We start from the raw sequence: 18,255 nt of genomic DNA on the forward strand, positions 1-18,255 counted from the left end.
AGTAAAGGTTATAAATTTTGTTCATAAGGATACTTGAAGAAAAAGTGATATTCTTCATACCTTGATGAGAAGGATATTTGAATTGAAAAATGTAATAAAAGAACCCGTTTGTTATAAACGGATTCTTCTCACAAGATTTGCAAGAAATTCAAGGTAACTAGACCGGAGCACTTATTGAATTTCTTGTGATAATACTGTATGCAAAGGAATCAATAAGGTTAAAAAAATTTAAACAAAATCCTTATTTGCTAATAAATAAAAAGAGCGCACTTTTATATGCACTCTTAGTAAGATAGGCGAATGTCTCATGAAATGCAAATCTAAAAAGTTGTAATCAGATTTTCACGAGTGAATTTTTAATATTGTATGCTTTTCTTGGAGTTATGGAGGCTGTCATTAAAGGAAAGAGACAAGTTGGATTAGATGAAATTGGTATACATACATGAAGAAAGACGTACGGGTATCTTATGTACATGCAAACAAAAAACATAGCATTATTCAATCACTCGTGAGAGAAGGTCACCTTACGTTATATAGGTGTAAACCAAGATGCAATGGATAAAGCGATGACTAGGTTTAAAATCTAATCATTGCTTATTTCGTTTTAAATTTAGGAGTATCGTCAGCATTAAAAAAACGCTATGGGCATGCAAGATTTTATGCAGTTTTTCGGCTAACCCAGTAACAAACGAGAAACCTAAGCTGTGTCAGAATAGAAATGTTTAAAAAACGCATAGATTGATAAAAGGGAAAGGCTAGTCCCTTATGAGAATAAGGAATAATAACATTTCCATTACTATTTTCTTCTATATTTATATATAATTAATCTATATTTTATATATAAATAGGAGGGAATTTATGACTACAAATAAGGACTACATTCGTTATATTCGGGGAAAAGTAGGGCACGATTTAATAATTCTTAATTTTGCTGGAGGTATTGTTTATAACGAACGAAATGAAATTCTTTTACAAAAACGGGGAGATAGAAATGAGTGGGGTCTACCAGGTGGTGCTATGGAACTTGGGGAATCTCTTGAAGAAACCGCTAAACGAGAAATATTTGAGGAGACAGGATTAAATGTTGAGGTTGAACATCTTATAGGTGTCTACTCTAAATATTCTGGTGAGTTTCCGAACGGAGATAAAGCTCAGACTATCACTCATTGTTTTCAATGTAAGCCAATTAGCGGAGAACTTACCGTAGATGGTATTGAGACTTTGGATTTAAAATATTTTCCAATAGACCAAATACCAAAATTATTCACAAAACTACACGAAGATGCCTTAGAAGATTGGCTTTCCAAAAGAAAAGGTGTATTTAGATAAAACACTTTCAAATTAATTATCCATAATCTTTAACTAACGGGCGCTTTAATTGAGTAAGAAAATAAAAACTTTTAACTGCCGCTAAAGATAATTATGTTAATGATCTAGTGATGGCGGTTCTGGTAAGGACAAGAAGAGGAACGTATAAAAATAGAGTTGTAGAAATAGAAAGGGTGGATTCCTTGAGAGAGAGTAAGGGTCCACCTATTTTTTGCTATCGATAATGAGACGTATGTAAACTTCAGATGAATATGTTATACAATAGATTTAAAAAGAGATGGGGAGAACAATGTGTATAAACTATCCATTTAAACCAAAATCAAATTACTATTTAGTACCAGGACAATTTTGGACTATCCCTTTAGATAACAGGAAATTTGCATGTGGTAGAGTAATTGAAACAGCCCCAAATAATAGAAGGGGATTTTAATTTTTATGATATTTAAAATTTGCTTTTAGATAATGCTTTAAGTTAAGTCTTTACAATTAAGCCCATTAAACGAAAGCCTTTAAATATAGAGCGTACAACTTTCATGAAGATGCCCCCTAAAAGAAATATTAAGTATGTATTATTTCTTTTCTTTAACTTCGTATTTAGCTTCAATAAAATTTAATAATTTACCTTTTGGATCATCATTTTCTTATATTCCCTTATCGTATTGTATAATTGATTACGAGTTACTCTTTCTATTTTGATGTTCCTCTACTTTCTTATCATATACCTTAGAGAAATCATCCTTGTTTTCTTTAGCTAATTGGTAAACTGCTTCTTTCCACTGTTCTCTATCCATGCCTAACAGGTGGGGGAAACTATTCGCAATAACTACACTAACTTCTTTTACATCTTTACCTTTTGCTTCTAATATTGGTTTTGTACCTTTTCTTGCATCCTCTACCCCTTCTAAGATGAGTTTATGCGTGTCTTTATACTTATCAGGTACTTTTACGTTCTCCATTCGGTCTAAAGCTTCATCCAAAATACTTACTGTTTTGAATACCTCTTTATACTTTTCATCACCTTTTTGTGCATAACCTAAACCTATTATTATGTCATCCTTATTAAAGTTAAACTCTAGTAATTGCTCATAAATATAGCTTGGATACTGTGTCTCAGATATTGTAGTTTTTAACATTGCTTTACTAGTTTCTTCAGTCTTAGGAGTAGAATTTTTATCTCCTAGCCCACAACCGAACAATAATAGAACTGGTACTGTTAATGCTATGAGTTTCGTGGTTTTCATTATGTATTCCCCTTTCGGAAAGAATTGTAATTAATTAACATATTGTACCATGACATAAATTATGAATATTAGATATACATATTTCCTATCTTTACCGTGGAATTCATTTATTGTATTAATTAAGAATATGATACACATGCTTGAAAATGAAAATAAATTTATAGCTCGTGAACTGAACAAATACAAAGAAAAAGAAATATTTATATTTTCATCACCCTGTACCATCCATTTTGTCTAAAATATGGGTAGTCAAACCCACACATTAGTACACAATTGGGAACATAATCAGTATATTAAGAAAGAATGTGGGAATTATCTAAACAAACTTGCTAACACCTATAAGAAATAGACATAAATTATCGCTGATATGTCATCTTTAATAATAGCCATAAACAATTAGAACACACTAATACCAAGGAATCATAAAAACATTCTTAATATACATGATACTAGTATAAACTCTATATTTCTTTTAATAATTTAAGGTTATATCTTTTCTTCATTAGCCGCTTTTAACCACGCTTCGTAGAATTCTGTAACTGATGCATATCGTTCTGCTCGATTGTTATTTACAGCACGATACGCTACCTCATATAATTCCTTACTTGCTTCCCATTTTATAAAGGAACGATCTTTTTCACCGCCTAAAAGTGAGAACGCCATTGCTCCCATATTAAATACATTTGTTCTTTCATCAATTATAGCGTTTAGTTCAAATTCCTCTGGTGACATAAAACGGGAGGAACCCCAAAGCCGACCCATTTTATTTATGTAAGGTTTCTTACTGTATAAATCTATATCACAAATTTTTGTCTCGTTTGTATTGAAATTATATAAAATACTACCGTCATAAAAATCTATCGCTACATAGTTTTTCTTTTCTACATAAGTATGGAAAGAAAAAATGGAATGTAAGGAATGAATTCGTTCTATAGCAGATAAATGTCTAAATTTATAAAATGGAGAGTTTGGATTTTTATATTTTTCAGGAGGTGGGAAACGCCAATGCGAATGAAGACATTCACCATCAAACCAATCGAAAATTAATACATATCCAGATTGAACTGGCAAATGATCAATTAGTCCTATGAGCGAGTCATGCTTTAATTCTTCATAGATAGTAACTGAATTTTTTAGCCTTTCAATAGCATCACCCGATGTTCCTTCATATGCAATTGTTTGTGCTCCTGCGTATTTAATAAATTTCTTATGACCATCTTTTTCTATACCAAAACTTATATTACCTGAATCTTGTTGGTCAAAAACTGCAAATACGGTCCCTAATTTAATAAGCCAATCAAAATTATGATATTCTTTTAATTGGAATGTTACGTTATTTAACTGAATTTCCACGGAATTATCTTTCATAGATTACCTCACATTTCATATAATTAAGTTGTACATTCCACTATTCGACATATTTTATGGAAATCCTATGTTAATAATATAAAATTTTATAAATATAATGATAAACACTTATAAAGAGGTGAATACAATGAATCAACAAATTGTTATTAAAGCATATCAAAAAGACTGGGTTGAAGAGTATATAAAAGAAAAAGAGAAATTCTGTTCCTTGTTAGGACAAGAAATAATTGCTGTTGAACATATAGGAAGCACTGCAGTAGCAGGATTAGGAGCTAAACCTCTTATTGATATGATGATTGGCGTAACAGACTTGCAAATAACTGAAAACTGGATTGAAATTCTATCGGAAATTGGATATGAGTTTGTTCCAAAAGAAGCTACGAATTGGCGTTTTTTTAGAAAGGGAAAATGGAGAGCGGGTACTCATCATTTGCATGTTTATATTTATAATAGTTACGAGTGGAGAAACAATATTTTATTTCGTGACTTTCTAATAAGCCATGAATGGGCACGTAAAGAATATAGAGAATTAAAAGAGATGCTTGCTATTACATATGCTTTTGATCGTGTTTCATATACAAAGGCGAAAGCGCCGTTTATTCAAAATATAATAAAGTTAGCTAAAAAAAATCAATAGTAATTGATATTGAAATTCTCATTTTATTTTAATCTTTTTCTCATGTTCTTTTCTTTTTTATTTGATAGACTGCTTGTTACAAAGCCTTTAGTTAGTAAGGGGATTAAATAAAATGGAGAAGATATTAAGAAATAAATATTTGCATGTGTGTGTTAAAATTATAGGCATTACTATTATTATTTGTAGTGTAGAATTGCTATTTATTAATGTTATGTACGGCAATGCACTGAATGTAAAAGGATTAAATAAAAAATTAGGCTCTTTTGGTGAATATGGGGCGATTATCGCTGCTTCACTATGGTTTTTACGGCATATATGGTTGTTTTTAAAGAATAAAAATATACAAGGATTTAAAAAAGTTAAAGAAATATATCTATTCGCCAAAAAGTTTCATGTATTAATTGGTTACGCTGTAATAGCTGTTACGATTACTCACGGTGTTTATTTTTTAATAAAAGGGAGTCGTCATATTTTACTCATATACAGTGGTATATTTTCTCTATTAGCTATAATTGTACTAGGGATTGTTGGGTTTTATTTACAGCGAATAAATAATAAAGAAAAATTTGTGATGTATAAAAAAGTGCATCAAATCATTGTAATTATTTTTGGAATAGGATTATTTATTCATTTAATCGTCTAGGAGGAACTACTGTTGCAACACATTTTAATTATTGAGGATGAGGAAAGTTTAGCAGATTTTTTAGAATTAGAACTAAAATATGAAGGGTATCAAGTAGATATACAACTTGATGGGAGAAAAGGATTAAGCGCAGCACTTGAAAAGAATTACGATCTCATATTGCTGGATTTAATGCTGCCTGGATTAAATGGACTAGAGGTATGTCGTCGACTAAGAGCTACTAAAAATACACCTATTATTATGCTGACTGCTCGTGATAGTATTATGGACCGTGTGACAGGTTTAGATAGTGGAGCTGATGATTATCTTCCGAAACCATTTGCAATTGAAGAACTGTTAGCACGTATGAGAGTGATATTTAGACGAGAAGAACATAATGAAAACAAGCAGGTTTCATTTCTTACATTCAAAGATTTGCAACTTCAGATTGAATCTCGAACTATAACTAAAGGAAATGAAGAAATTGAACTTACAAATAAAGAATTCGAGTTATTGCTTATGTTTATGAAAAATATTAATCGCGTACTTACTCGTGATATTTTATTGGACCAAGTATGGGGATATGGTGCAATTGTTGAGACAAATATCGTTGATGTATATGTTCGTTATTTGCGAAACAAGTTACATAGTGTAGATAAGGAGGAGTATATCCAAACAGTCCGTGGTGCGGGATATATAATGAAATGATAAAAAATATTGTGTTTCGAATTCGAAATCTACCTATAAAGTGGAAACTAATACTTTGGTCCACTACACTAGTATTTATTTTATTCATTTTATATAGTGCATTACAGTTTATTGTAATTAATAAGTGGACTATAGATTATGAACAGAAACAAATAAATAGGCAAGTGACGGAAATAGCGGCATATTTCCAAGATAAAAATGATACCCTTTCGAGTAAAACATTTGAAAATAGTAAAGAGTTTCTAAACAATATGATTGATAAGCATCAAATGATTCGTATTATTGACATGAATGGGGAGCCGATTATTACTGTTTCACGAGATTTTAATGAAACGTGGATAAAACCGAAGCAGGTTATAAAAGATGAGTCATTTATAAAAAGGCATTTAGAAGATCGAATATTAGTTAAGCGCATACCAATAAAAACGAAAGACTTTACTGGCACTATTGAACTTACGAAAAACCTAGAGATATTTGATCATTTATTAAAAATTATTTTAGTGGTAATGGTTATTGCTGGAATATTCGGATTGATATTTAGTTTTTTAGGCGGGATACTTATAACGAAGAAACTATTATCAAGTGTCCAAAGTATAACAGATACGATGAAACGTATTAAGAAAAATGGACTAAATGAACGAGTTCCAGTACGAGAAAATAACGATGAGCTTGCAAAATTAGCACTTCTTTTTAACGAGATGATGGATGAAGTAGAAACTTCTTTTACACAACAGAAACAGTTTGTTGAAGACGCATCTCATGAATTAAGAACACCGTTAACAATTATTCATGGGCACTTAGCGATGTTAAATCGATGGGGGAAAAGTGATCCAGCAGTATTAGATAAATCTCTTCAATCTAGTTTAAAGGAAGTAGATCGTTTAAATAAATTAGTTTCAGAATTGCTAGAACTATCAAGAGCTGAATCTGAACAATTGCATCCAATAGCAGCTGAGCCAGTCCATGTAAATAGCGTATTAAAACATGTTACACAAAACTTTGTAGTACTTCAAAGTGATTTTCAATTTGATATGAAATTTGGGGATGATGCAGCTTATGTGTCAATGCCATCATCTTACTTAGAACAAATTATTATTATCATAATGGATAATGCAGTTAAGTATACAAAAGAGATTAATAAATATATTTGCATAGAATCTAGTTTACAATCAGGGAAAGTTAAAATTTGTGTAATAGATCATGGAGCGGGAATACCTGAATCCGATTTACCATTTGTTCTTAATCGGTTTTACCGAGTTGACAAAGCGAGAAGTCGAAAACAAGGTGGTAACGGGCTAGGCTTGTCTATTGCCAAACGACTTGTAGAAAAATATAACGGAGCTATTCAAATAGAGAGTAAAGAAAATGAAGGAACAATCGTTACGATTACATTACCTTGTATAATAAAATAAGCAATCAAAGAAGGGATGCTTTTTGCATTCCTTCTTTTTTTACGATCAAATCATTTTGTTTATTTCGAAATTTCTAGTACATTAAAATTATTAAGGGGGAATAATAATGAAAGCTATCGTACATCAATATAAAACTGGATTTGACGGTGTAGAATATAAAATATCACCTGGGAGAACACTTAATGATGGGGAAGTTAAAGTGAAATTAAAATCAGCAGGTTTAAATCATCGGGATTTATTTATTATGAATAATAGAAAAGAAATGCGATTACCTTTAATCTTAGGATCAGATGGTGCAGGTATTGTTACGGAAATTGGAAATGGTGTTTCTGATAACATACTACATACAGAAGTTATTATTAATCCTAGTATTGGATGGGAACATGCTACTGAAGTACCGGAGTTACCGGAAGTGCTAGGTGGACCAAAAGATGGAACGTTTGCTGAATATGTAATTGTACCAGCTGAAAATGTAGTAGAAAAGCCGTCATATCTTACTTGGGAAGAATCAGGTGTTTTATCTTTATCCGCATTAACTGCATATAGAGCGCTTTTTACAAAAGGTAGATTGAAGTGCGGCGAACACGTTTTAATTCCGGGAATAGGCGGTGGTGTTGCTACTTTTTCCATGTTATTCGCGAAAGCAATCGGCGCAAAAGTGAGTGTTACTTCAAGGGTAGAGAATAAAATGGAACTTGCTGAAAAATATGGTGCAGATATTTCGTTTCATAGTGCCGGAAATTGGGGAGAGAGCTTACAAGGTGAAAAAGTAGATTTAATAATAGATAGTATAGGTCCGGCAACTTTTTTGAAATATTTTGATGTATTAAAACCAAATGGAAGAATCGTGAATTTTGGTGCAAGCTCAGGAGATAAAATTGAATTACCATTACGCGCATTATTTTATAATCAAATTGATATTATGGGAACATCCATGGGTAGCCGTGAGGAATTTAATGAGATGATAAAGTTTATAGAAAAACATCAAATTAAACCAATTATTGATAAAGTTTACTCGTTAGAAGAAGCAATTAGTGCGCTAAGCCGTATGGAGATTGGAGAACAATTCGGAAATATTGTACTTCAAATGAATTAAAAAATATGATTTTGCAATTAGTATATTTAAATGAACATGTTATGTATCCAAAACAAGAAAAAATACGAACCGCCTTATTATAAAGGCTTACCGGCTTTATACATAAATAGCGTATAAAATTTGTTTTATAATTGTCACATGAGTAATAGTAAAATGAGAATTAGATGAAAAAAGTTTAAGCCTATTTTCATAATGGTATTGTATACTGTGTAAATCAAGAACACTTGTATGTAAGGAGAGAGTTTAATGAATTACACAGTATTTCAGTGGTTTAATAATTTTGCTGGTTCATCCAAACTATTAGATACGCTAATGGTTGCTATTACAAATAGCGCTGCATACGTAGCCATTCTATTTATGCTTATCTTATGGTTTAATAATGGAAAGAAAGAGAAAGCAATTAGAAAACAATATACAGTTTTATATACGACGCTTTCGGTTATTATTGCATTATTAGTAAATGTTCTTATACACGCGGTATATTACCATCCGCGTCCGTTCGTATCACATGATGTACATCAATTAGTACCACATGCAGCAGATTCATCATTCGTTAGTGATCATTCTGTACTTGTATTTTCAATCGCCTTCGTATTTATTCTTAGAGGAGAAAAACTGAAATACATCGCGCTATTATGGGCAGTGCTAGTCGGTATATCACGTATGTACGTAGGTGTTCATTATCCTTTAGATATACTTGGCGCAGCATTCTTAACACTTATTACGAGCGCTTTAGTAATGCAAAGTACACGTATGTTTGAACCAATAGCGAAACTTGTATTCAAAATGTATGCATTAGTAGCGAGACGAATTCCTTTCTTAGCGAAATATAATCATATCGCGTAATTTTCTTATAAAAAGTTCCCCTTTGGACATCCGGAGGGGAACTTTTTTATAGTAAATACGAAAAGAGTGTAGAGTGCTATACATTCAAGTTTTATTAATGAATATTCAGAAATTTCACGCACCGTATTTTAAATAAAAAAATAAAGACACAAAATAGCAATAGTCAGTTTCGCATTGTTTTAAAGGAATTAAAAAGAAAACTTCGAAACATATAGTATTGCAAACAAAAACTACAAATTTCAAACCATATCTTCGTATAAATCAATCCAAAAAGAAAGGAGATAAATATGCAAAAACTTCAAACGAATAAAGGCGCTCGATATATGATGATTGCTTTTATTGCTTTGTTTCTTATTATGATTTTGCGTATATTCTATATCCAGGCAGTAGGAGTCGTGCATAATGTGAATGTAAAGGATCTTGCGGATGAACAACATAATAAAAAAGGTGTTTTAGAAGCGAATCGTGGCACTATCTATGATCAAACCGGAAAGGTGTTAGTACAAGATTCTACAACGTATCGAGTTGTTGTGAATTTAAAAGGAAAAGATAAAGTGAAAAATAAAGATGAAACCGCACAACAATTAGCTGATGCGCTTGAAATTGATAAAGAAGAAGTATTAAAAAACTTTCATGAAGGACGTACGCAAGTTGAAATTGGAAAAATCGGTCGGAACTTATCTAGGGAAACGAAAGAAAAAATTAATAATTTAAAAATACCAGGTGTATCTTTTATGTCGGAAAAAGCAAGAGTGTATCCAAATGAAGACTTTGCATCCTATATACTTGGTTTTGCTAGACCAGATAATAAAGGGAATACGGAAGGGAAATTTGGACTCGAAAAGAGCTTGGATAAATATTTGCGCTCTACAAACGGGAAAATAGAATATGTGGGTACACGAAGGGGGATTCCGCTTACGAATGATATAGGTAAAGTAGAACCTGCTAAAAATGGGAATAACGTATATTTAACGCTTGATAAACAAATTAATAGCTTTTTAGAAGAAGCGATGAACAAAGCGCAAGAACATTATGATCCTTCTATGTTAATTGGAATTATTGCTGATCCAAAAACAGGAAAGGTTTTAGCGATGTCTAGTAAACCTAGTTACAATCCTAATGTAGGTGATATCGAATACTTTTTAAATGATCCGATTGCAAATGCATATGAACCAGGTTCAACAATGAAAGTTTTTACGTTAGCAGCTGCCATTAATGAAGGTGTATATAACGGAAAAGAATATTTTCAATCTGGAAAATATTCCGTTGGTTCATCTGATATAAAAGACCATAATGGTGGATTTGGATGGGGATCAATTACATTTGATGAAGGTTTTGAAAGGTCATCAAACGTAGCTTTTTCTATTTTAGAAGATCAGTTACTGAAACCAAATAAATTTAAGCAATATATAAATAAATTTGGATTCAATCAAAAAACAGGAATAGATTTACCTGGTGAAAGTAAAAATACTTTATTATTAAATACGCAAATTCAACAAGTTACAACTTCTTTCGGTCAAGGTTCTACAGTTACTCCGATTCAATTAGTCCAAGCGGCTACTGCTATAGCAAATGACGGGAAAATGATGCAACCATATATCGTTGATAAAGTTGTAAATCCAACAAACAAAGAAGTTATTATGGAAAATCAACCGAAAGAAATTGGGAATCCGATAAAAAAAGAAACAGCGGACAAAGTTAGAAGCTTAATGGAGCGTGTCATAACATCTTCAAAAGGAACTGGTACAATGTATAAAGTGGATGGTTATCCAATTGGAGGTAAAACAGGAACAGCACAAATCCCGAATCCTGAAAACGGCCGATATATGGAAGGGAAAGAGAATTACATTTTCTCCTTTTTAGGAATGGCTCCAATTGATGATCCGGAGTTAATCGTATACTTAGCTATTAAGCAGCCAAAGTTAAAAGGAGATGAGTATGGAGCTCAGCCTCTTGCTGAAATATTTAAACCTGTTATAAAAAACAGCCTTGAATATTTAAAGGTGAAACCGTATACAGAAAAACAAATAGCTGATGCAACGAAGCAATCTCAATTAAAAGTACAAAATTATGTAAATCAATCGATGGGTACAGCAGAGAAAAGTGTAGAAAAAGAGAAGCTACAGCCAATAATTTTAGGAGAAGGAAAAATAATAAAACAATATCCACAGTCTGGCGAGGTCATGAGTGAAGGTGATCGTATATTTTTATTAGGGAATAACGCACAAATGCCAAATGTAAAAGGTTGGTCCATGCGTGATGTTATGTATTTCTCTAAGCTTTTAAAATTAGATTTGAAAACTTCTGGTACGGGTTATGTAACGAGCCAAAGTATTGAAAAAGGACAAGATTTACAAGAAGGAGATACACTAGAACTAGAATTAGAACCGCCGTTACAACCGTTAACAGAGGCGAATACGAATTAATCCAGGCATTTGGAAGGAGCTATATGAAAATAGCTCTTTCTTTAGAGTTGCAAGTAATTTCACGCACCGTAATTTTTAGAAAAAATAAAAAATAAACGAATTAACAATAATACGTTGTTAAATATCTGATTATTTTTTATTTACAGTTAAAATTATTTGTGATAATATGGAAAAAATCAAATGCAGTGAAGAGAATAGTAAATAAAATGAATTTTTCACAGAGAGCTCCATGTAGCTGAAAAGGAGTAAAAATTCTTTATTGAATCAAGCCTCTGAGCAGTACACCGGAACCTGATATGAAGGGGGTGGTGTGACGGGAGCTCCCGTTATAGAGCTATGGTATAAGCATGAATGAGAATGCAGTACCTGATAAGGTTAATATGGTGACATATTAACAAACTAGGGTGGCACCGCGATGATAAATCTCGTCCCTAAGATTAAAAGTCTTGGGGGTGGGGTTTTTTTATTGTTTTAAAACAATTTGGAAAGCGGGGGCCAAAAATGAAAAACTTACTTAAAGATTGGAAATATCCTTTATTACTACTGTCCGGAGTTGGTATTGCGAATTTAGGGGCATGGATTTACTTAATAGCACTGAATGTACTTGTCTATAATATGGGTGGCTCAGCCTTAGCTGTTGCTACTTTATATGTAATAAAACCATTAGCCACTTTATTTACAAACGCTTGGTCTGGGAGTATGATTGATCGTTTAAACAAACGGAAATTAATGATTCACCTCGATATATATCGTGCGTTATTTATCGCTATTTTACCTTTACTTCCGTCACTTTGGATTGTTTATGTATTCGTATTCTTTATAAGTATGGCCAGTGCAATTTATGAGCCAACTGCTATGACGTATATGACGAAATTAATTCCAGTAGAGCAAAGACAACGTTTCAACTCATTACGTACTTTAATAGGATCTGGTGCATCATTAATTGGACCAGCAGTAGCGGGGGGATTATTAATTGCAGGTACACCAGAGTTTGCTATATATATGAATGCTATAGCATTTCTCTTATCAGGATTCATTACATTACTTTTACCTAATCTTGATAAGAAAGAAGCTTCGGATACAACAAGTAATACATTATCTCTTACAGTATTAAAAAAAGATTGGAACACTGTTATAAATTTTAGTAGAAAACATGTGTATGTCGTATGCGTGTACTTCTTATTTCAAAGTATGTTCGTATTAGCAACCGCTACTGATTCACTTGAACTATCGTTTGCGAAAGAGGTATTACTACTAACAGATAGTGAATATGGTTTTCTAGTTAGTATAGCTGGTGCAGGATTTATTTTAGGTGCCATAACAAATACAATTTTGTCAAAGAAATTAGCACCTTCACTTCTAATTGGAATAGGATCATTATTCATTGCAATTGGTTATTTAATTTATGCTTTTTCAAATGTATTTTTAATAGCTGCTATTGGATTCTTTATTTTATCTTTCTCTATGGCATATGCAAATACAGGATTTTATACGTTTTACCAAAATAACGTTCCCGTTCATATAATGGGACGGATCGGAAGTATATATGGACTTGTTATTGCGTTAGTAACAATCTTTATTACAATAGTATCTGGTGTTGCGACTCAGTTCATTTCTATACAACTTGTAGTTATTGTAGGTTCATTGATCATGTTATTTATTACTATCGTCTTGTGTGTGTTTACGTTATTCCCATCACAATCTAAGTTGTATTCTACTGAATCAATAAAGTGAAACTTTAATCAGGGGGGCATCCCCCACTGATTATCATCCCTCACCAATCGGGCTTTTACGGGCAGCAGGGTCCCCACTTAACTTCTTTGCTTTCGCTAAATTTTGAGATGGGGGTCCTACTGCCCACAAATAGCGGAATACATTCGAAATGAACTTTGTGTTCTCATTAACAATTTATCGTATTTAATAAAAGGGTTCTTTCCCCTTTATATGGAAAAATTAATAAGGGTAAAGAACAATACCGAAAGACAAGGGTGGTTGTCGTGATAAAAACAAAAGATGAAATTAATAAAATTGTAAAAGAAATACAAAAGAAAATAGATTTCTCTGGGGTAGTTTTAGTAAAAAAAGAAAAAGACTTAATCTATGAAAAAGCAATGGAATTGTAAGAAATGTAGGCGGGAATATTTTATTATTAATGCCTTTAGGATTTTTAGCACCAATCTTATGGGATAAATATACGAAATTCAAAAATACTATTTTATTAGGATTTACTATATCAGTTAGTATTGAATTGCTACAATTAATTCAGTCTTTATTTAGTGGAGTGGGACGTATTACTGATATTGATGATGTAATCTGTAACGTTCTAGGTTCTATTTTGGGATATTGTATTTATAAAATCTTTTTAAAAATGGCTAATAAATGTAACATTCGAGTGTTAGATAAAACTAATTCTAAAGGTGTAAAATTAGTTGATAAATAGGAGTTTAAACTAGTTATTAAAGGCGTACGAGTAAAAAGTACGTCTTTTTATTTTTATAAATAATGCTTAAGGCTGATGAGGAATCACATTTCCCATCTTACAATTGAAAGTAGCTATCGTATTTCAAGTATGGAATGAAAAGGGGAGAATATAATTTTTAAAGATAAACAAGTTTATGGGAGGATTCTAAATGGATATTTTACTTGTTATTCTTATTATTGTTTTGATGCAAAGTAAAGAACGAAAAGTGAAAATAAACCGTATTTGGCTCATTCCGGCTTTGTTGTGCTTTGTAACAATCCAGTCCATTATTCATGCGGGACAAATAACTTTGTTGCAAGGACTACTGTTTGTTGTAATGCTTGGAATCGGCTTAGGTCTTGGAATTATACGAGGAAGAGCTTTAACATTTCGAGTAGATAGTGAAACAGGTCATGTACTACGAAAAGGAAATTGGGTAAGTACAATAATCCTTCTTGTTATTTTAGGAGCAAAAATTATAATTAAACAAAGTATGTTTTCTGGTAGTACACACCAGACATTAATGGTTGTAACAAACGCCTTTTTATGTATTACATTAGGCACCGTGATTAGTAGATGTTATTATATTTGGAAAAAATATAATGAATTAACACAAAAAGCGTAAATACATTCATCCCTTGTTTAACATTGCTAAGAACGGTAATACTAATTAACATTGAACTTTTATAACAAGGGATGATAATATGATATACATTTACACAGACTTCGGCGGCACACATACAACTTCACTTGCTGCAGCGTATCATTTAAATAAATTACCAACGGATCGTAAGTTAACGAAAGAAGAAATTTTGAATGTAGATTACTTTAATAAATTGAAAACAGAAGATATGGGAAAAATTATTTTTCATGGAATTGATGAACATGGTCATCCTGTATATACGATTGGATGTGGCGCATCAAAAGTTGTTGTACCTGCGATGAAGCATTTAGGAGAAATCTTGCAAAAACATTATCAAAGTCATGAAAAAATTATTTTTTCTAATACATCACCAACCGTACCTTTACCAATGACTTTTGGTGGTCTGTTTTCTAGAAGGTTCCATATCGATTTTATTGGCGTACCGTTACTCGTATGGGGAGCAAAAATTTGCTGTGATAATATACAAAGGCTTGTTAGTTATACAAAAGAAGCTGGACGATTAACGAATGATTATGTTGTAATTTTAGATAATGAAACTTTTAAATAGTATATGATAAGAAGAAAATCGAGCAAATTCCTTGATTTTCTTTTTTATTTGTGAAATAGACAAGAAATAGTCACATTTAATATGCATCTACTATAGCCAAAACAATAAAGTCCTGTTACTATTACAGGGATATTCTCTTTTTATAACATAAATATATAGAAAAATTAGAAAAGAGGAATTGAATTAAGGGAGGAACAACATGAAGCGTGTTGCTTGGATTACTGATAGTACAACTGCGAATTTTAAAACAGAAGGAGATAACTTTGTTATCCCAATCGAAGTTATTATTGATGGAATGTCGTACAAAGATTGTGAAGAAGGTGTACGTGAACGTGTTTATAATGCGTTAAACGAAGGTAAAACAGTCACTACTTCACAACCTAATATTGGGGAAATGGTAGAGTTATTTACGAAATGCAAAGAAGAATATGAAGAAGGATTTGCAGTTGCTATTAGCGGAAAAGTAAGTGGAACCTATCAAAATATGAAGCTAGCTGCAGAAATGGCAGGTTTTCCATTAACGGTATTAGATAGTGAAACAACAAGTTATCCAATGGATGAACTAATTAGAAAAGCGAAATCGTTATACAATGATGGTATGACTTTACAAGATATACACAAAACATTAGTAGATGAAAAAAGAAGACCTTTTCATGTATTCCCAAAAAGCTTAAAAGGTTTATATGCAAGTGGTCGTGTAAAGGGCATTCAATTTTTACTTGGAAGTTTATTAAGTGTTAACTTAATATTAGAAGTAAAAGGTGGAGAGCTTTTACTTGAAAAGAAAGTTCGTAAAATCCAAAAATGTCGAGAATATATTAAAAATGAACTTGAAAAAGAATTACCAAAAGTACTTCATATGTTCCATGCTAATGATAAAGATGGAGCCGAGGAATGGATTGCAGATATTAGACAAGCATTCCCTGAAATGGATTTCAAATTATATCCATTACCAATTTCATTTGCGGTTCATGCAGGTGAAGGAACAATAGCAATTAGTTATTAAAGTAAAACCCGTGAATTATTCACGGGTTTTTTATTTAATTAAAATGAAATTAGAATACAGAAGCTTAGGAATATTGGATATAAAATATGATAAATACGAGGCATAAGCAAGTTTACAATTTTCATGTCAACACTACAAACTTGACATGTTTATTAAGAAAGAGTGAGAATGAAAATATAACACTTATCCGATACATTCAGGGGATATTAGAATTGGATTTATTTTTAAGGGGGATGTTTAATGAAAGCGGAAATAATTATCAGAAATTTCTTTAAAGAAGTGCGTTCAGGGATTAATCCAGATTTTTCAAATCGATATATGGCAGATAAAGTATTGGCACATCAAGTTATATCTGAAGAGGAACAAACAGTATACAGATCGCCGAAAGACTACGCTGAGCATGTAAGAGAGATGATTGAAGTATATGGGAATTTTTCTTTAGAAATTCAAGAATTATTAGTACAAGATAGTAAAGTATATGTACGCTGGAAACAAGTAGGTACACACATAGGAGAAATAGATGGGTATGAACCTACAGGTCTCCCTATAATTCAAATAGCAAGTGCAGTGTATAGAATAGAAAACGGGAAAATTTCAGAGTATTGGATTCAAATTGATAGATCAGGAATTCAAAATCAATTAGAATACAATAAAAATATTCAATAAATTATCTTTAAGAATAATAGGAAAAAGCATAAAAACAAGATTTTTAAAACGATTATTTCTGTTACATAAAGGATACAAATCAATGTACTTTTTTACTGAAAGATTCATTCAAATTAATAAAAAGAGAGCTTTTTTTAATAAATCTTTTAAAATATGCTCTCTTTTATTGTTTCTATGTGTACTGACATCAGTTTGATGTAACATTATTATACAGTAACAAGAAATATAGGCATCTGTTTATGAACCAAAAAAAAAATAGCGACAATGGTTCATATGGTTTAAATTCGGTATACGCTAGTTAATAATGAAAATAATAGAATCAATTTGTAATGTCTATTTCGTTTTGCACTGTAAATCATTCATATTGAGTAATAGAATTGTAGAAATATATAATAGAATATTCGCACTAATATTTATACAGCTACAATCTATTTACATATAAGGTTATTAGGGTTATATTAAAAATGAAAGAGAAAACAATAGATGGAAGGGGATGTTTTTTATGTTTAAAAAAGCAGCACTAGGGATTTCATCGTTAGCAATCACAGCGTTCGTCGGATTAGGAATGGCAACAGAAGCTTCAGCTGGACCAGCAGCACCACTTACTTCACTAAACGTCGTACAAGTAGAGTCTGAGCTAGGCGGGGTAGAAACAATTAATCAGAACAGCTTCAGCACATCGCGTAACCACGGGGGAAAATACTTATATATTACAACGAAAGAAATGGGCTATGGCCAAAACCCATTTGCTAAAATGAATGGTTCTAATGTAAAAAGTATTGATTCCACTATAATTGGCGGAAGACCAATCGTTGGCTGGTATTATAAATGGGATGCTTCTGGACACCAACAAGGAACTTTTGAGTACCAAAAGACATCTATAAATGCACCATTTAATACAATGCGTACATCAATTTATATCCAATAATTTTGAAAGCGTTCGCACATATAGAATAGTAAAAAAGGTACTTCTAGGAGTACCTTTTTTGATTTGAATCACGTTCATCTATATTTACAATCCTGATTTCACAGCAAGAATACTACCCATAAAACAAAATCCTTAAACGTCTATAAAATTAATATGAACGCGTAGTACAAGTCCACTACAGTTAAAGTACGTAACTTTACATATTTCAACTCAATGAAGAAGGAAGAAACTGTAGTACTTACGCCGCAGTTTTTAAGTCACCCATGAACTCACAGTTTTTAGATATATAAACATAAAC

At 31.9% G+C, this 18,255-nt stretch carries 17 protein-coding genes, 3 pseudogenes and 1 other annotated feature; of the genes and pseudogenes, 18 read left to right on the plus strand and 2 right to left on the minus strand.

The genetic code is table 11. The annotated features are described in order from the left end of the window. Nucleotides 1–410 precede the first annotated feature (410 nt). The 3 genes and pseudogenes from RT27_RS34405 to RT27_RS34960 all read left to right on the plus strand — a co-directional run. A pseudogene (locus tag RT27_RS34405) lies at nt 411–587 on the plus strand (site-specific integrase); the annotation flags it as partial. 271 nt (nt 588–858) lie between these two features. Beyond that, nucleotides 859–1,329 carry an NUDIX hydrolase gene (locus RT27_RS27640; RefSeq protein WP_016081425.1) on the plus strand — a complete coding sequence of 157 codons (471 nt, stop codon included), beginning with the start codon at nt 859–861 and terminating at the stop codon, nt 1,327–1,329. Nucleotides 1,330–1,618: 289 nt separating this feature from the next. Then, nucleotides 1,619–1,759, plus strand: a complete 141-nt coding sequence (locus RT27_RS34960) for an Imm26 family immunity protein (RefSeq protein ID WP_162200714.1) — start codon at nt 1,619–1,621, stop codon at nt 1,757–1,759. A 241-nt stretch (nt 1,760–2,000) separates the two neighbouring features. Here RT27_RS34960 and RT27_RS27645 read toward each other — a convergent pair whose 3' ends face one another. Further along, nucleotides 2,001–2,570, minus strand: coding sequence for a hypothetical protein (locus RT27_RS27645; RefSeq protein WP_016081423.1), 570 nt, complete (start codon nt 2,568–2,570; stop codon nt 2,001–2,003). A gap of 486 nt (nt 2,571–3,056) precedes the next feature. Then, nucleotides 3,057–3,938 (minus strand): serine/threonine protein kinase, encoded by an 882-nt coding sequence (locus RT27_RS27650; protein WP_016081422.1) that lies wholly within the window; start codon nt 3,936–3,938, stop codon nt 3,057–3,059. A gap of 127 nt (nt 3,939–4,065) precedes the next feature. Between RT27_RS27650 and RT27_RS27655 the strand changes: the two genes are divergently transcribed. The 15 genes and pseudogenes from RT27_RS27655 to RT27_RS27720 all read left to right on the plus strand — a co-directional run bounded on the left by RT27_RS27655 (nt 4,066) and on the right by RT27_RS27720 (nt 17,957). Next, nucleotides 4,066–4,575 (plus strand): GrpB family protein, encoded by a 510-nt coding sequence (locus RT27_RS27655; RefSeq protein ID WP_043938397.1) that lies wholly within the window; start codon nt 4,066–4,068, stop codon nt 4,573–4,575. Nucleotides 4,576–4,687: 112 nt separating this feature from the next. Next, nucleotides 4,688–5,218, plus strand: a complete 531-nt coding sequence (locus RT27_RS27660; RefSeq protein ID WP_016081420.1) for a hypothetical protein — start codon at nt 4,688–4,690, stop codon at nt 5,216–5,218. Between the two features lie 12 nt (nt 5,219–5,230). Beyond that, nucleotides 5,231–5,905 carry a response regulator transcription factor gene (locus RT27_RS27665; protein WP_016081419.1) on the plus strand — a complete coding sequence of 225 codons (675 nt, stop codon included), beginning with the start codon at nt 5,231–5,233 and terminating at the stop codon, nt 5,903–5,905. Continuing rightward, on the plus strand, nt 5,902–7,317 hold the full coding sequence (locus RT27_RS27670) for a HAMP domain-containing histidine kinase (RefSeq protein ID WP_043938398.1): 1,416 nt from the start codon (nt 5,902–5,904) through the stop codon (nt 7,315–7,317). Before RT27_RS27665 ends, RT27_RS27670 begins: the two co-directional genes overlap by 4 nt. 106 nt (nt 7,318–7,423) lie before the next feature. After that, a complete protein-coding gene (locus RT27_RS27675; protein WP_043938399.1) occupies nt 7,424–8,413 on the plus strand; it encodes a zinc-binding dehydrogenase in 990 nt (329 codons plus the stop codon). Between the two features lie 246 nt (nt 8,414–8,659). Continuing rightward, entirely contained in the window at nt 8,660–9,259 is a 600-nt protein-coding gene (locus RT27_RS27680) for an undecaprenyl-diphosphatase (RefSeq protein ID WP_016081416.1), read from the plus strand. A 287-nt stretch (nt 9,260–9,546) separates the two neighbouring features. Then, the gene (locus tag RT27_RS27685) at nt 9,547–11,685 is read left to right on the plus strand and encodes a penicillin-binding protein (RefSeq protein WP_043938400.1); all 2,139 of its coding nucleotides are present in this window, start codon (nt 9,547–9,549) and stop codon (nt 11,683–11,685) included. A 176-nt stretch (nt 11,686–11,861) separates the two neighbouring features. Beyond that, nucleotides 11,862–12,121, plus strand: a binding site (T-box leader). Between the two features lie 65 nt (nt 12,122–12,186). Then, nucleotides 12,187–13,419, plus strand: a complete 1,233-nt coding sequence (locus RT27_RS27690; protein ID WP_043938401.1) for an MFS transporter — start codon at nt 12,187–12,189, stop codon at nt 13,417–13,419. Between the two features lie 263 nt (nt 13,420–13,682). After that, nucleotides 13,683–13,799, plus strand: a pseudogene (locus tag RT27_RS35920) (penicillin-binding protein); the annotation flags it as partial. Between the two features lie 2 nt (nt 13,800–13,801). Continuing rightward, nucleotides 13,802–14,125, plus strand: a pseudogene (locus tag RT27_RS27695) (VanZ family protein); the annotation flags it as partial. Between the two features lie 190 nt (nt 14,126–14,315). Next, nucleotides 14,316–14,771, plus strand: coding sequence for a hypothetical protein (locus RT27_RS27700; protein ID WP_016081410.1), 456 nt, complete (start codon nt 14,316–14,318; stop codon nt 14,769–14,771). 79 nt (nt 14,772–14,850) lie between these two features. Beyond that, complete coding sequence (locus tag RT27_RS27705; RefSeq protein ID WP_000639421.1) at nt 14,851–15,357, plus strand: DUF3189 family protein; 507 nt, start codon at nt 14,851–14,853, stop codon at nt 15,355–15,357. A gap of 199 nt (nt 15,358–15,556) precedes the next feature. Continuing rightward, complete coding sequence (locus RT27_RS27710; RefSeq protein ID WP_000831923.1) at nt 15,557–16,363, plus strand: DegV family protein; 807 nt, start codon at nt 15,557–15,559, stop codon at nt 16,361–16,363. Between the two features lie 240 nt (nt 16,364–16,603). Continuing rightward, nucleotides 16,604–17,029 (plus strand): ester cyclase, encoded by a 426-nt coding sequence (locus RT27_RS27715; RefSeq protein ID WP_043938402.1) that lies wholly within the window; start codon nt 16,604–16,606, stop codon nt 17,027–17,029. 502 nt (nt 17,030–17,531) lie between these two features. Next, a complete protein-coding gene (locus RT27_RS27720; protein WP_000472916.1) occupies nt 17,532–17,957 on the plus strand; it encodes a DUF4879 domain-containing protein in 426 nt (141 codons plus the stop codon). Nucleotides 17,958–18,255 lie beyond the last annotated feature (298 nt).

Source organism: Bacillus sp. L_1B0_5 (assembly GCF_000836715.1).
Lineage (GTDB): Bacteria > Bacillota > Bacilli > Bacillales > Bacillaceae_G > Bacillus_A > Bacillus_A thuringiensis_S.